Raw genomic sequence first — 14113 nt, 5'->3', positions numbered from 1 at the left:
GGGCGGGCTGGTGGCGCAGACGGCGACGCCGTACTCGACGGCCGACTATTTCGCCGACGCCCGATTCCGGCACAAGAACCACATCGACACGGCCGTCAAGGAGGAGGGCCTGGTCGCGATCCTCGGTGTGCCGCTGCGGCTGGGCAAGCGGGTGATCGGGGTGCTGATGGCGGCCAACCGCAGCGCGCGGCCGTTCCATCAGGAGGAGGTGTCGCTGCTGGCGAGCCTGGCCGCGCACGCCGCCGTCGCGATCGACAACGCCAGGCTGCTGCAGGAGACCAGGAACGCGCTGGAGGAGCTCTCCCAGGCCCACAGGACGCTCAGGGAGCACGGCGCGGCCGTGGAGCGGGCGGCGCTGGCCCACGACCGGATGACCTCGCTGGTGCTGCGCGGCGGCGGGATCGAGGACGTGGCGGCCGTGGTGACCGACGTGCTCGGCGGCTCGCTGGCCGTGCTCGACGACCTGGGGCGGGCGCTCACGGGTGACGTCGGTGAGCTGGACGCCGGGGTGTTCGAGGCGGCGCAGGCGTCCAGGGCGCTGGGCCGTACCGTGCGCAGGGGGGATCTGCTGATCGCGTCCGTGGACGTCGGCGGGGAGCCGCTGTGCACGCTCATCCTGCGCAGCGACGACGCAGACGAGCGCATACTCGAACGCGCGGCGCTCGTGTGCGCGTTGCTGCTGCTGTTCCGCAGGAGCGTGGCGGAGGCCGAGGGACGCGTCAGGGGTGAGCTGCTCGACGACCTGATCGCGCGGCCCGGCTCCCCCGGGCTCGCCGACCGGGCCCGCCGGCTCGGCGTCGATCTGGGCGCGCCGCACGTCGTGGTGGTGGTCAGGCACGCGGGGCAGCGCGAGCGGGCGGCGTTCTGGGCGTCCTCGCAGGCCGCCATGCGGCACGGGCTGGCCGCCGGGCGCGGTGACGAGGTGGTGCTGCTGCTGCCCGGCGAGGACCCTGGCGGCATCGCGCAACGCGTCGCCGCCGAGCTGACCGCCTCCCTGCACGACCCGGCCACAGCGGGCGCGTCACAAGCGCGACCTCCCGAGGCCGGACCTCCCGGAGCAGGACCTCACGGGGGAGGACCTCACGGGGCCGGGCAGGGCGTGGGGGACGTCGCCGGGGCCTACCAGGAGGCGCGGCGGTGCGCCGAGGCGCTGATCGCGCTCGGGCGGACCGGGGACGGTGCGAGCGCGGCCGAGCTGGGGTTCGTGGGCCTGCTCGTGGGCGACGGCCGCGACGTGCGCGGCTTCGTCGACCGGGTGCTCGGCGCCGTGATCGACTACGACGCGCGCAGGGGCACCGCGCTCGCGGGCACGCTCACCGCCTACTTCGGCTCGGGCGGCTCCCCCTCCCGTACGGCCGAGGCCATGCACATCCACGTCAACACCGTCACGCAGCGGCTCGACCGGATCGGCAGACTGCTCGGCGACGGCTGGCTGGAGCCGGAACGCGCCCTGGAGATCCAGCTCGCCCTCCGCCTGCACCGGCTCGGCCACACACCCACTGCGCAGACTGTGGGTCCGGACTCCATATGAGTGATGCCGGTCACTCTTTACCGTGACCGGCATGGCCACTTCCATCAAGAAGATCGTCGCCGCGAGCCTGATCGGCACCACCATCGAGTGGTACGACTTCTTCCTGTACGGCTCGGCAGCCGCCCTCGTCTTCAACAAGCTCTTCTTCCCCGAGTCCGACCCGCTGACCGGAACGCTGCTGGCGTTCCTCACCTACGCCGTCGGATTCGTCGCCCGCCCCCTCGGCGGCCTGATCTTCGGCCACTTCGGCGACCGGATCGGCCGCAAGACGCTGCTGGTCGTCAGCCTGCTCCTGATGGGCGCGGCCACGTTCCTGATCGGCTGCCTGCCGACGTACGAGACGCTGGGCCCGGCCGCGGCGCTGCTGCTGACGACGCTCAGGCTCGTGCAGGGCTTCGCGCTCGGCGGCGAGTGGGGCGGCGCGGTGCTGATCGTCTCTGAGCACGGCGACACGGCGCGGCGCGGCTTCTGGGCGTCCTGGCCGCAGGCCGGCGCTCCCGGCGGCAACCTGCTGGCCACCGGCGTGCTGGCGGTCCTGGCGGCCTGGCAGTCGGACGAGGCGTTCCTGTCGTGGGGGTGGCGGGTGCCGTTCCTGCTGTCGGGCGTGCTGGTGCTGATCGGGCTCTGGATCCGGTTGTCGATCAGCGAGTCGCCGGTGTTCCAGCGGTCCGAGCCGGAGGAGCGGGCGCCGATCGTGGGCGTGCTGCGCCACCACTGGAAGGACGTGATCACCGCGATCGGCGCCCGCCTGGCGGAGAACATCTCCTTCTACCTCCTCACCGTCTTCGTGATCACCTACGCCAAGGAGATCGGCGTCGCGAACTCCACCGTGCTGAACGCGGTGCTGATCTCCTCGGCCATCCACTTCGTCACGATCCCGATGTGGGGCGCGCTGTCGGACCGGCTCGGCCGCCGCCCGCTCTACCTCGCCGGCGCCGCCGGCATCGGAGTGTGGATCTTCGCGTTCTTCCCGCTCGTCGACACGGGCAACTTCTTCGCGATCACCCTGGCCGTCACCGTCGGGTTGCTCTTCCACGGCATGATGTACGGCCCCCAGGCGGCGTTCTTCTCCGAGCTCTTCGGCACGAGGATGCGCTACACCGGCGTCTCCATCGGCGCGCAGCTCTCGGCGATCGTGGCCGGCGCGCTCGCCCCGCTCATCGCGGTCGCCCTGCTGCAGGCGTACTCGAGCAGCGTGCCCATCTCCGTCTACCTTGGCCTGGCGGCGGTGCTCACCCTGGCCGCGGTCTACGCCGCGCGTGAGACCCAGGGCCGCGACCTCGCAGAAAGGATCCACGCCCAGTGAAGGTCACCACCGCCCGGCTCACCCAGCACGTCCTGACCGGCAGGACCGACGGCGAGCCCGTGCTCTTCGTCCACGGGAACGTCTCCTCCAGCGCGTTCTGGCGCGACAGCGTGGCCGCGCTGCCCGAGGGCTACCGCCCGCTCGCCGTCGACCTGCGCGGCTTCGGCGAGAGCGACCCCGAGCCCGTCGACGCCACGAGAGGGCTGCGGGACTACTCCGACGACCTCGCCGAACTGGTCCAGGCGCTCGGCCTGGACAGGGTCCACCTGGTCGGCTGGAGCCTGGGCGGCGGCGTCGTCCTGCGGTTCCTGCGCGACCACCCCGCCGCCGTCAGGAGCGTCACCCTGGTCAACCCGGTCTCCCCGTACGGTTTCGGCGGCACGGAAGGCCCCGACGGCCGGCTCACCCACCCCGACGGCACGGGAGCGGGCGCGGGAGCGACCAACCCGGACTTCGTGGCCCGGCTGAAGGCAGGCGACATGTCCGACGAATCACCCACGTCGCCCCGGAACGTCTTCCGGTCCTCCTACATGAAGCACCCCGACGTCCCCGACGAGGACTTCTACGTACGCTCGATGCTCACCACCCACGTCGCCGAGTCCAACTACCCCGGCGACGCCGTCACCTCCCCCGAGTGGCCAGGCGTGGCCCCGGGCAAGATCGGCGTGCTCAACGCCCTGGCGCCCACCCACTTCCGCCTGGACGACCTGCACGAGATCGACCCCAAGCCGCCCATCCTGTGGATCAGGGGCGCGGACGACGTGATCGTCTCCGACACGTCCCTGTTCGACCTGGCCCACCTGGGCGCGCTCGGCGTCGTGCCAGGCTCGCCTGGGACCCCGGCCCAGCCCATGGTGACCCAGACGCGGGCGGTGCTGGAGCGCTACGGGCGCTACCGCGAGGTCGTACTGGAGGACTGCGGTCACAGCCCGCACATCGAACGCCCCGCCGACTTCCACGGCCTGCTGACCGCCCACCTCGGGGAGGCGTAGATGTTCGTCGCACTCACGCTGGTGGCGACCCTGCTCACGCCCGTGCCGCGGCTCACGGTGCCGGGCGCGGAGCACACGGTCGTCGCCACACTGGACGACCTGACGACCGCCGGCACCGTCAAGACCGGCCACACCGACCCCACGGACTGGGCCGGGCTGCACTCGGCCGCCGCGGTCAGCCCGACCGGCGTGCCCGGCATCCAGATCGACGGCTACTTCCCCGACACCTCCACCACGAACCCCACGCACGGCTGGAACCACGACGCCCAGTTCGTGATCAGGCTCCCAGAACGCTGGAACGGCGGCCTGGTCGTCGGCGGCACCCCCGGCAACAGGGAGCAGTACGCCAACGACTTCACGATCTCCGACTGGGTCCTGGCCAAGGGCTACGCGTTCGCCGCCACCGACAAGGGCAACGTCGGCGCGGACTTCCACCAGGACGGCCGCCGTCCGGGCGACGCCATCGCCGAGTGGAACGACCGCGTCACCCAGCTCACCGTGGCCGCCAAGGCGGTCGTCGCCCAGCGGTACGGCAAACGCCCGCAACGCACCTTCGTGGCGGGCATCTCCAACGGCGGCTACCTGGTCAGATGGCAACTGGAGAACCGCGCCTGGCTCTACGACGGCGGCGTCGACTGGGAGGGCACGCTCTGGCGTCTCAAGGGCGACAACCTGCTCAACTTCCTGCCGCCGGCGCTGAAGGCGTATCCGGACGAGGCGGGGGTGCGGGCGGCCGGGTTCGCGGCGGGCTCGGAGTTCCTGTGGCCGTTCCATCGGCAGTACTACTGGGAGCTCACCCAGGAGCTCTACCAGAAGGAGCTGGACCCGTCCTACCAGGGCGCGCCCGCCGACTACGACTACGACGAGCGCAGGCCGTACGCGGCCATGGCGAAGATCGCGTTGACCGGGCGGATCAGCAAGCCGCTGATCACGATTCACGGGACGCTCGACACGCTGCTGCCGATCACCCGCGACTCCGACGTCTACGCGCGGATGGTGGGCCCGCACCGGCCGTTCCGCTACCACCGAGTGGAAGGCGGCAATCACCTGGACAGCCTGGTGGACGTCTACCCCGTGCTCATGGCCTCACTCCGTTCGGCGGCTCGGTCGCCAGATGCCGCCGCCTTCCCCCGCTCTGGTCGCTTCGCTCCCGCCGCTCCTCCAGGCGACGGCACTCCCTCGCGGCTGACGCCGATGCTCCCGGCCTTCAGGAGCGCCTTCGAGGAGCTGGAGGACTGGGTCAGTCCCTGAGATACCGGCGCCGGCCCGCGCGCGCCAGGCGCATCATGCGCCGCGCGCCGGGCAGCCGCCGGCCGAGCCGGTACAGCACGGTGTCGCGGACCACCGGCAGACGCCGCCGTGGGGCGGTCGCGGCGGCGGGGCGCACCTCGACCCTGCCCCTGCGCAGCTCCAGCCCGAACCGCAGGCCGACCTCCTCCTCCTCGGTGCGCAGCGACGACGACCAGCCGCCTGGGCCCAGGTGGTCGGCGACCGGCAGCAGTCGGCTGACCGGCAGCTTGGCCACGAGCTGCCCGGCGATCCTGCCCGGCACCCCGGCCTCGACCAGCGCGGGCGCCGACACCTCACGCTCGCACCGCCCGGTGCTGCGCAGCACCAGCTCCAGCGGCGGTCCCCCGCTCGGCGGCACATACGGCACCGGCAACACGACGTACAGGTGCCTGTCGACGTGTTTGACGTCCACGCCAGGCGACACCAGCGCGATCGACTCGGAGAACGAGCGCGGCTCGACGGCCAGGCCCATCTCCCCGTGGTCGCTCCAGCACGGCACCACCAGCCGCATCCTGGGCCGCTGGGCCAGCACGCCCAGGCAGTTGAGCGGGCCCTCGGGGCGGCCGACCCGGCTCCTGGCCTGGTGGGCGCCGCCGAACATGCGTACGTGCACCTCCCACTGGCCCTGCCTGAGCGGCTCGCCGAGCGCGGCGGTGGTGACGTCGAGCCTGGTCTCGCCCCTGATCTGGATCCTGGTACGGCGGCGGCCGTCCTCGATCCGCTCCACGCGCTGGTCCAGCGGCAGGAAGTGGACGACGCCCGTTTCCGCGTGCCGGATGTAGAGCTCGACGCGGGCCCGCTCGACGGCGCCTGTGACGTCGGTGACCGCGTCGGACAGCAGCCTGCCGTCCACGGACCGCGGCGGCATCCAGTGCAGGCTCTCGCCGTCCACGCGGTAGCGGTCCGGCCCGCCGTCGCCGTCCAGGACCTCCACGGTCAGCCCCAGCACCAGGACGTGGGCGTCCCACCGCACCTCGGTGAGGTCGGCGCGCAACCTGGCCCGCCTGGAGGAGTTGGCCAGCAGCACGATCTGGTCCAGCCGCCCGAGCCGGACGAAGGCGGCCACCGCCCGGAGCTGTACGGGCAGGTAGCGGTCGATCCGCTCGGGGAAGCGCCGGGCGATGAGTTCCTGCACGACCCGGAAGTGGATGCCCCTGTCGACGGACGACTCGGCGAACTTGCTGGTCACCAGCGGGCGCAGGACGACGTAGCGGTACCAGTAGGCGTACATGCGGTCGCGCTGGCGGCCCGCGCCGACGTAGGTGTCGATGTCGTCGAGCAGCGCGTGCAACTCGTGCACGATCGCGCGGGGCTCCTCCACGGTCCTCGGGCGCTCGCCGAGGTGGCAGCAGACGTCCTCGGCCAGCACGGCGATGACCTTGGCATGCAGGTACGCGCGCATGACGAACGCCTGCTCGGCCACCCGCCCGCCGGGCACGGGGAAGCCCAGTTCGTGCGCCTCCAGGAAGGCACGGCGGTAGAGCTGCTGCGGGACCAGCAGGCTGAGCAGGCGGTCGCCGAGGATGTCGGCACGGGGCGTGCTGCGTTCGAAGGCGGTCATCGGCGGGCCGTGGTCGCGCGTCAGGCGGCCGATCAGCACGTCGGCGTCGGTCTCCATGGCGCGGTCGTACATGCGCGCGACGGCGTCCTTCTCGAGGCGGTCGCCCTGGCCGAGGAAGTAGACGTACTCGCCGGCGGCGGCGGCCAGGCCCATGTTGCGGCCGCGCATCGGCGAGCCCGTGTGCGGCAGGTGCAGCGTACGCACGTTGCCGCGGGCCGCGGCGATGGTGTCCAGGCGCTCCGCGATGCCGTCCGTGGAGCCGTCGTCCACGAAGATCACTTCGTAGTCGTCCGTCGGCATGGTCTGCTCCAGCGTGGAGCGGATGCACGGGTCGGCGGTGTCACCCGGATTGTGGACATTGACGATCACACTGACCTTCACAGCCATGTGGCCAGGGTGCGCTCGTATACACGATCGGGCGTGGCGGCTTGCCGATTGGAGAGAGAAAGTTGACCTGTTAGTACCAACCAACCGACTGTGAGTGGCCCCACGCGCCGCACGGCGTGCCGTAGCGGCCCTTGATGTAGCCGAGGCCCCACTTGATCTGGGTGGCGGCGTTGGTCTGCCAGTCACCGCCCGCGCTGGCCATCTTGCTGCCGGGCAGGGACTGCGGGATGCCGTACGCGCCGGAGTAGCGGTTCATGGCCCGCTCGTTCCAGCCGCTCTCCTTCTGCCAGAGCTGCTCCAGGCAGCCCCACTGGTCCTCGCCCCACCCCTGCGAGGCCAGCATCGTCTTGGCCGTGGCCTTGTTGCTGCCCGGTGAGGGGTCGCTGCCCGGCGGGAAGTTCATCGGGGGGAACCCGTCGCCGGCCGGGGCCTGCTCGGGGATGACCCAGTCGAGGTCCTGGCCCTTGCCCGCGCCGGAACGGCCCTCCTTGAGCAGGTCCGCGCGGCGCGCCTGCTCGGCGGCGTTCTTCAGCGCGTCGGTCTCGGGGTCGGGCGCGGACAGGTCGCCGCCGGCGATCTTGCCGAAGTCGTCGAGGGTGAACTTCGGGGTCACCGGCTCGTTGGCGTTCTGGACGGCGCGGTAGGCGACGAAACCGCCACCGCCGAGGACGACGGCCAGCGACAGGACGGTGATGGCGATGCGCTTCGGAGTCAGGCGCGACGGCCGGCGCCGCGACGGGAGGTCTTCCTTCGGGGGGCGCTCACTCAACTGCGGACCGGGGCTCACGAACCATGAGCTTGCCCTGTCTTGGGGGGTGGTCCGCAACCGAAACGCGGTAATCGCTTGGCGTTCCGTTGGCTAACCAGCACGTAAGCATGGTGTTTCCGAAAAGGTGTGACATTCATCACATGACTAGGCCCCCCTTCGAGCGCCCGCCAACCGAAGGGAAGCCGCTTTCCAGCGTGCCGCCCGTTGTTCGTCATCACTTAAACGACATGTCACAGTTTGGTGACGCAACTCGGATAATCGGGACATGGAATAATAATGTGCGCGTGGCTGGCATCCTCCTTGTTGAAGACGACCCCTCGGTCCGTACGGCTCTCGAGCTCGCGTTGACCCGGCAGGGGCACTCGGTCACGTCGTACGCGACGGGCGAGGAGGCTCTCGACCACATCAGGGCCCGCCGTCCGGAGATCGCCATCCTCGACGTCATGCTCCCAGGAATCGACGGGATCGAGGTGTGCCGCCGCGTACGCAAGCTCGACCAGCTCCCCGTCATCCTCCTCACGGCCAGGGGCGACGACCTGGACGTGGTGGTCGGCCTGGAGGCGGGCGCCGACGACTACGTGGTCAAACCGGTCGAGCCACGGGTCCTGGACGCGCGCATCCGCGCCATCCTGCGCCGGGCCGAGTCCGCCGCCTCCGACCGCATCACCTTCGGCGACCTCGTGATCGACCTGGGCGCGCTCAAGGTCACGCTGGCCGGCAAGGAGATCCATCTGACGCCGACCGAGCTGCGACTGCTGCTGGAGCTCGTACGCCACCCCGGCCAGGTGCTCAACCGCCGCTACCTGCTGCGTGCCGTCTGGGACCACACCCACATCGCCGACTCGCGGCTGGTGGACGCCTGCGTGCAGCGCATCAGGGCCAAGATCGAGCCGAGGCCCGCCGAGCCGGTGTTCATCCACACGGTGCGCGGGTTCGGCTACCGGTTCAGCCCTCCGTGATACCGCTGCCCACGGGACTGCGCGCCCGGCTCGTCATCACGTTCACGCTCGTCGCCGTCACCGCCTCGACGCTGGTCGCCACCATCGGGTACGAGCTTGCCAAAACCGCCCTCGTGAGCCGGGCCGAGAACACCTCACTCGACCTGGTGACCAGGGAGCTGAGCAGCATCACCTTCCCGGTCGGCCGGCTCAGGCCGGGCGAGGCCGCCCCGACCGGCAGGGACCTCGACCGCCTCGCCGCCACACTCAGCGGGCCGGGCAGGAGCGTGCTGGTCGAGTACGGCGGCCTCACGTCCGCCAACGGCCCCATGTCGATGAGCGACGTCCCCAACGAGCTGTACGGCCGGGCCAAGCAGCGCGTCGTCACCCAGCGCAAGGTGATCCGCAACGAGCTCTGGCTCATCGTCGGCACCGAGGTCCACCGGGACGCCGGCGGCGTGGCCGAGGCCACGGGGCTGCGGGCGTTCGTGTTCTTCCCCATGCGCGACGACGAGAGGCAGCTCGCGACGCTCAGGAGCACACTCGTCCAGGGCGGCGCGGTCATCGTCCTGATCGCCCTGGTCGTGGCGCTGTTCTCGGCCAGGCAGGTGCTGCTGCCCGTCCGGCGGCTGAGCGCGGCCGCGCAGGCGCTCGGCCAGGGCAGGCTCGACACCCGGCTGCCCGTCCACGGGCAGGACGAGCTGGCAGAGCTGACCGCCAGGTTCAACGACGCGGCGGCGGCGCTGGAGCTGAGCGTGGCCGAGCTGCGCTCGCTGGAGGCCATGTCGCGCAGGTTCGTGGCGGACGTCTCGCACGAGCTGCGTACGCCGCTGACCGCGATGACGGCCGTGGCCGACGTACTCTCAGAGGAGGCCGGACGGCTGCCCGAGGCGCCGGCGGAGGCCGTACGGCTGGTGCTCAGGGAGATCGAGCGGCTCCGCGAGCTGGTCGAGCACCTCATCGAGATCAGCCGCTTCGACGCGGGCACGGCCACGCTCAACCTGGAGCCGGTGAACGTCGCCGACGCCATCGCGGACTGCCTGGAGGTACGCGGCTGGAGCGAAGAGGTCAAGGTGAAGGCGTCGCAGGGCTTGACGGTCAACCTCGACCCGAGGAGGTTCGACGTCATCGTGGCCAACCTGGTCGGCAACGCGCTCAAGCACGGGCAGCCCCCGGTGCTGGTCAGCGCCAGGGCCACGGAGAACGGTCTGGAGGTGAAGGTGCGAGACCACGGCAAGGGCATCCCGCGCGAGGCGCTGCCGCACGTCTTCGACCGCTTCTTCAAGGCGGGCGCGGGCCGCGCCCGCAGCCACGGCAGCGGGCTGGGCCTGGCGATCGCCCGCGCCAACGTCCACCTGCACGGCGGCACCATCTCGGTACGCACCCAGGAGCCCGGCACCCTGTTCACCGTCTGGTTGCCGCACGCATGAAGAAGATCCACGCTGCGCTGGCCGCGCTGTCGCTGGCCGTGACGGCCTGCGGCATCTCGCCCACCGACGTCCAGGAGCGCAGCCGCGTCCCCACCGCCAAGATCCCGCCGCCGTCCAAGACGATCTACCTGATCAGGAACGGCAAGCTCGCCCTGGAGCCGGCCGACGTCCAGAGCAACACCGTCAGCGCCCTGCTCTGGGCCTTGTTCGAGGCCTCCACGCAGCCGCTCGACGATCGGGACACGGCGCTGCGCGGCTTCACGTACCTGCGGATCGAGGACTCGCTCGACCCGGTGCAGCGGGACGAGATCCAGCTGCCGCGCACCTCGACGCTGACGGTGTACATCAGGGGCGAGGGCACACTGACCAAGCTGGGCAAGGCGCAGATCGTGTGTACGGCGCAGCAGGACGCGGCGTACGAGCAGGTCAAGATCGTCCGGGAGAACGTGAACCGCCCCTCCGAGCCGGAGGGACGGTTCACCTGTGGCGAACTGCGATGAGCGCGGTGGTCACATGGTGACGTCTTCCAGCATCTCGGTCACCAGAGCCGCGATCGGCGAGCGCTCCGACCTGGTCAGCGTCACGTGAGCGAAGAGCGGGTGGCCCTTCAGCTTCTCCACCACCGCCACCACGCCGTCATGCCGCCCGACCCGCAGGTTGTCGCGCTGGGCGACGTCGTGGGTGAGCACGACCCGCGAGTTGGCGCCGATCCGGCTCAGCACCGTCAGCAGCACCCCGCGTTCGAGCGACTGGGCCTCGTCCACGATCACGAACGCGTCGTGCAGCGAACGACCCCGGATGTGCGTCAGCGGCAGCACCTCCAGCATGCCGCGGTCCAGCACCTCCTCGATCACTTCTGGAGAGGTGATCGCACCGAGCGTGTCGTAGACCGCCTGCGCCCATGGGCCCATCTTCTCGCCCTCGGTGCCCGGCAGGTAGCCGAGCTCCTGACCGCCCACGGCGTAGAGGGGACGGAAGACGACGACCTTGCGGTGCTGGCGGCGCTCCAGGACCGCCTCCAGGCCCGCGCAGAGCGCCAGCGCCGACTTGCCGGTGCCGGCCCGGCCGCCCAGCGAGACGATCCCGATCTCCGGATCCATCAGCAGGTCGAGCGCGATGCGCTGCTCGGCGGAACGGCCGTGCAGGCCGAACACCTCGCGGTCGCCGCGGACGAGCTTGACGGACTTGTCCGGTTGTACCCTGCCCAGCGCCGAACCCTTGGCCGACAGCAGCCGCAGCCCGGTGTGGGCAGGCAGGTCTCTTGCCTCCTCGAAATCGGCGGTGCCCTGCTCGAAGAGCGTCTCGACGCCTTCGGCGGTCACCTGGACCTCGGCCATCCCCGTCCAGCCGGACTCGTGCACCAGCTCAGCGCGGTATTCCTCCGCGGCCAGGCCGATCGAGGCCGCCTTGACCCGCAGCGGCAGATCCTTGGAGACGAGGACGACGTCGCAACCCTCGGCGGCCAGCGAGCGGGCCACGGTCAGGATGCGGGTGTCGTTGTCTCCCAGACGGAACCCCACGGGCAGGATGGACGGATCGCTGTGATTGAGCTCAACCCTGATCGTGCCATCCCCTGTGGGCATCTGCTCGTCGAGCCTGCCGTACTGAATACGCAGGTCGTCGAGGTAGCGCAGAGCCTTCCGCGCGAAGAAGCCCAGCTCGGGATGGTGCCGCTTTCCTTCCAGTTCCGTGATGACCACGATCGGAAGGACCACGTCGTGCTCGGCGAAGCGGGTCATGGCCGCCGGGTCGGCGAGCAGGACCGAGGTGTCCAGCACGTACGTGCGCTTGGCCGGCTTGGTCGAAGGGTTGCTCGAGGACACTGCCACACGTTCTCCCCCGGGCGCCCATAGGTGCGGGCACCCTGCTGACGAGGCGGGATTCGGTCCGGACCCGCGTCCCCGACCTCGAACTGCCGTCGGCGCCGGGATCCGGCCCTCCTTGGCAAGTGTTGGCGCAAAGGCGGGCCCTTTCCGAAATGTCCGGCCTGTGGTCGGACACTTCTCACGTTACGTCCTAAATACCCATATGTCGTGTCAGGAACCGTAACGTCGATGTCTCGCAGCGTAGTCGCGCAGCGCTCGAAGGAAGTCCACCCGCCGGAAATCCGGCCAGTAAGCCTCGTGGAAGTAGAACTCCGAGTGAGCGCTCTGCCACAGCATGAAGCCGGACAGGCGTTGCTCGCCCGAGGTCCGGATGAGCAGATCCGGGTCGGGCTGGCCGCGAGTGTAGAGATGCTCCGCGATGTGCTCCACATCGAGCACCTCGACGAGGTCCTCGATGCTGGCCCCCTTGCTCGCGTGCTCCTGCAGGAGTGAGCGCACCGCATCGGCAATCTCACGCCTACCTCCATACCCAACTGCAACGTTCACAATCAGGCCGGGACGGTGTGATGACACTTCTTTTGCATTCTTCAGGACATTCGCCGTCCGGTCCGGCAGCAGATCGAGCGCGCCCACCGGGCTGATCCGCCAGCCCTCGTCCACGAGCTCCTGCGTGACGTCCTCGATGATGTGCAGCAGCGGCTCCAGCTCTTCGCTCGGCCGGTTGAGATTGTCGTTGGACAGCATCCAGACGGTGACGACCTCGACGCCCGTCTCCCGGCACCAGCCGAGCAGCTCGGAGATCTTGTCCGCGCCCTTGCGGTGGCCGGTGGCCACGTCGCGCATGCCCATGGCGCGCGCCCAGCGGCGGTTGCCGTCGATGATGACCCCGACATGCCGGGGAATGCTGTCCTTGGACAGCTTGGTCTCCAGCCGGTGCTCGTACAGCCGGTAGACCAGGTCACGCAGGCCCACGGAGTGCCTCCCCAGCGGTGCTGTCGGCAAATAACCCAACAGGCAATTATCACCGCGATTCGCCCGTGCCTGCTCCCTGTCCCCGATTCCTCGTCAGATCTCTACCTTCCAGACACCCTTCGGCCTCGGTCACGAGCCCGCGTACGAACACCGACAACTCGGCCGACGTCAGCACCGCCCGCATGCCCACGCCCGTGGCGCCCCACGCCTCGACATAGGCCCTTCTGGTCAGGCGCCACTCGCCCACGCCCGGCTGCCACTGCGGGATGGTCCTGAGCTGGCAGCGCAGCTCCCCGCCCTCGACCAGTCCTGACCTGGTGCGGTAGCGGAAGGAGAACAGCTCGCTGTCCGGCTCCTCCTCGGGGAACCTGTCGTCGGGATCCGACCACTGCCTGGCCTCGCCCCTGCCCCTGCGGGCCTCGTCGACGCCGCGCGCCAAGCGCGTGAGCAGCCAGCCGCACCGCTCGCCCACGCTGCCGTACGGGGTGCCGTCCCGGTGCAGCTCAAGGGTGATCTCGTACGGCGTGCCCACGCTGTCCCTGCACGCGATGGGCGTGACGGTCAGGTACGACCCGTCGACGCAGCGTAGGCCACTCATCCCCTCTCCGTATCCGCCCGAAAGTCGGCTAAACCCACCGGGCGGCAGGTGAGATTCAGGGCAGAAGCCGGGCCCACCAGCGTCGTCTGCCTGGGCGTCCCAGCAGGGGGCGGCGCCGGAGGCCGCCCAGGGTGCCGCGCGCAGTGCCGTCCAGGGGGCCGCGCGCGGTGCCGTCCAGGGGGCCGGACCGGGGGCCGTCCAGGGAGCCGGGCAGGCGGCCGCGCCCGCGCAGCCAGGCGGCGAAGTCGTCGGCGTCGGCGCGGTAGCCGGGCGGCGGCGTGGTGCGGGCCCGCGCGTAGGCGGCGAACTCCGAGGCCAGGTCGGGTCCGGCCGCGACGGCCACGTCGGGGCGGATCCTGGCGACGACGGCACGCCGCTTGGCGATCAGGCTCGCCGCCTGCACGCGCAGCCGTTCCTGGTCGAAACCCTCGGGCGGGTCGGCCCCGGCCACCAGCGCGGCCACCACCCGCCCCTGCGCCTCGGCCAGCTGCCGCCGCTCCTCCTCCACCGCCC

Annotated in this window: 13 protein-coding genes; 7 read left to right on the top strand and 6 right to left on the bottom strand. The window is 70.7% G+C overall.

The genetic code is table 11. From position 1 onward, the window contains the following. The 4 genes from ITP53_RS46970 to ITP53_RS46955 form a co-directional block, all read left to right on the top strand. Positions 1–1531, top strand: a 1531-nt coding sequence (locus ITP53_RS46970; protein ID WP_195901967.1) for a helix-turn-helix domain-containing protein, incomplete at its 5' end; no start/stop codon positions are given. Between the two features lie 31 nt (positions 1532–1562). Next, entirely contained in the window at positions 1563–2837 is a 1275-nt protein-coding gene (locus tag ITP53_RS46965) for an MFS transporter (RefSeq protein WP_195901966.1), read from the top strand. Further along, on the top strand, positions 2834–3829 hold the full coding sequence (locus tag ITP53_RS46960; RefSeq protein WP_195901965.1) for an alpha/beta fold hydrolase: 996 nt from the start codon (positions 2834–2836) through the stop codon (positions 3827–3829). Before ITP53_RS46965 ends, ITP53_RS46960 begins: the two co-directional genes overlap by 4 nt. After that, entirely contained in the window at positions 3830–5080 is a 1251-nt protein-coding gene (locus ITP53_RS46955; RefSeq protein WP_195901964.1) for an alpha/beta hydrolase family protein, read from the top strand. Here the strand turns inward: ITP53_RS46955 and ITP53_RS46950 are convergent. Both ITP53_RS46950 and ITP53_RS46945 read right to left on the bottom strand, forming a co-directional pair. Further along, positions 5070–7067 carry a glycosyltransferase family 2 protein gene (locus ITP53_RS46950; protein ID WP_195901963.1) on the bottom strand — a complete coding sequence of 666 codons (1998 nt, stop codon included), beginning with the start codon at positions 7065–7067 and terminating at the stop codon, positions 5070–5072. The genes ITP53_RS46955 and ITP53_RS46950 overlap by 11 nt on opposite strands. Positions 7068–7137: 70 nt before the next feature. Beyond that, positions 7138–7836: an aggregation-promoting factor C-terminal-like domain-containing protein gene (locus tag ITP53_RS46945; protein ID WP_236051977.1), complete on the bottom strand. Its 699-nt coding sequence runs from the start codon at positions 7834–7836 to the stop codon at positions 7138–7140. A 284-nt stretch (positions 7837–8120) separates the two neighbouring features. Here ITP53_RS46945 and ITP53_RS46940 point away from each other — a divergent pair, with 284 nt between their 5' ends. From ITP53_RS46940 to ITP53_RS46930, 3 genes are read left to right on the top strand one after another with little or no spacing between them, the layout of a single operon-like run. Beyond that, positions 8121–8795 carry a response regulator gene (locus tag ITP53_RS46940; RefSeq protein WP_195901962.1) on the top strand — a complete coding sequence of 225 codons (675 nt, stop codon included), beginning with the start codon at positions 8121–8123 and terminating at the stop codon, positions 8793–8795. Then, positions 8792–10204, top strand: coding sequence for an ATP-binding protein (locus tag ITP53_RS46935; RefSeq protein WP_195901961.1), 1413 nt, complete (start codon positions 8792–8794; stop codon positions 10202–10204). Before ITP53_RS46940 ends, ITP53_RS46935 begins: the two co-directional genes overlap by 4 nt. Then, positions 10201–10704 carry a hypothetical protein gene (locus tag ITP53_RS46930; RefSeq protein ID WP_195901960.1) on the top strand — a complete coding sequence of 168 codons (504 nt, stop codon included), beginning with the start codon at positions 10201–10203 and terminating at the stop codon, positions 10702–10704. The genes ITP53_RS46935 and ITP53_RS46930 overlap by 4 nt, the downstream gene beginning before the upstream one ends. Before the next feature lie 9 nt (positions 10705–10713). Here the strand turns inward: ITP53_RS46930 and ITP53_RS46925 are convergent, their stop codons facing one another. From ITP53_RS46925 to ITP53_RS46910, 4 genes are all read right to left on the bottom strand, one after another. Continuing rightward, positions 10714–12033: a PhoH family protein gene (locus ITP53_RS46925; protein ID WP_328818054.1), complete on the bottom strand. Its 1320-nt coding sequence runs from the start codon at positions 12031–12033 to the stop codon at positions 10714–10716. Positions 12034–12240: 207 nt separating this feature from the next. Further along, positions 12241–13002 carry an isoprenyl transferase gene (locus tag ITP53_RS46920; protein WP_195901959.1) on the bottom strand — a complete coding sequence of 254 codons (762 nt, stop codon included), beginning with the start codon at positions 13000–13002 and terminating at the stop codon, positions 12241–12243. A gap of 49 nt (positions 13003–13051) precedes the next feature. Next, positions 13052–13600 carry a hypothetical protein gene (locus tag ITP53_RS46915; protein ID WP_195901958.1) on the bottom strand — a complete coding sequence of 183 codons (549 nt, stop codon included), beginning with the start codon at positions 13598–13600 and terminating at the stop codon, positions 13052–13054. A gap of 55 nt (positions 13601–13655) precedes the next feature. Beyond that, a partial coding sequence (locus ITP53_RS46910) for a hypothetical protein (protein ID WP_207757410.1) occupies positions 13656–14113 on the bottom strand: 458 nt, incomplete at its 5' end.

This window comes from Nonomuraea cypriaca, assembly GCF_015645445.1.
Classification (GTDB): domain Bacteria; phylum Actinomycetota; class Actinomycetes; order Streptosporangiales; family Streptosporangiaceae; genus Nonomuraea; species Nonomuraea cypriaca.
The sequence above is the reverse complement of the archived record's forward strand: the minus strand, read 5'-3'. Positions and strand labels throughout refer to the sequence as shown.

Coding starts and splice junctions, on each gene's coding strand:
- ITP53_RS46965 (WP_195901966.1), top strand. CDS start 1,563: ATGGCCACTTCCATCAAGAAGATCGTCGCCGCGAGCCTGATCGGCACC.
- ITP53_RS46950 (WP_195901963.1), bottom strand. CDS start 7,067: ATGGCTGTGAAGGTCAGTGTGATCGTCAATGTCCACAATCCGGGTGAC.
- ITP53_RS46955 (WP_195901964.1), top strand. CDS start 3,830: ATGTTCGTCGCACTCACGCTGGTGGCGACCCTGCTCACGCCCGTGCCG.
- ITP53_RS46930 (WP_195901960.1), top strand. CDS start 10,201: ATGAAGAAGATCCACGCTGCGCTGGCCGCGCTGTCGCTGGCCGTGACG.
- ITP53_RS46915 (WP_195901958.1), bottom strand. CDS start 13,600: ATGAGTGGCCTACGCTGCGTCGACGGGTCGTACCTGACCGTCACGCCC.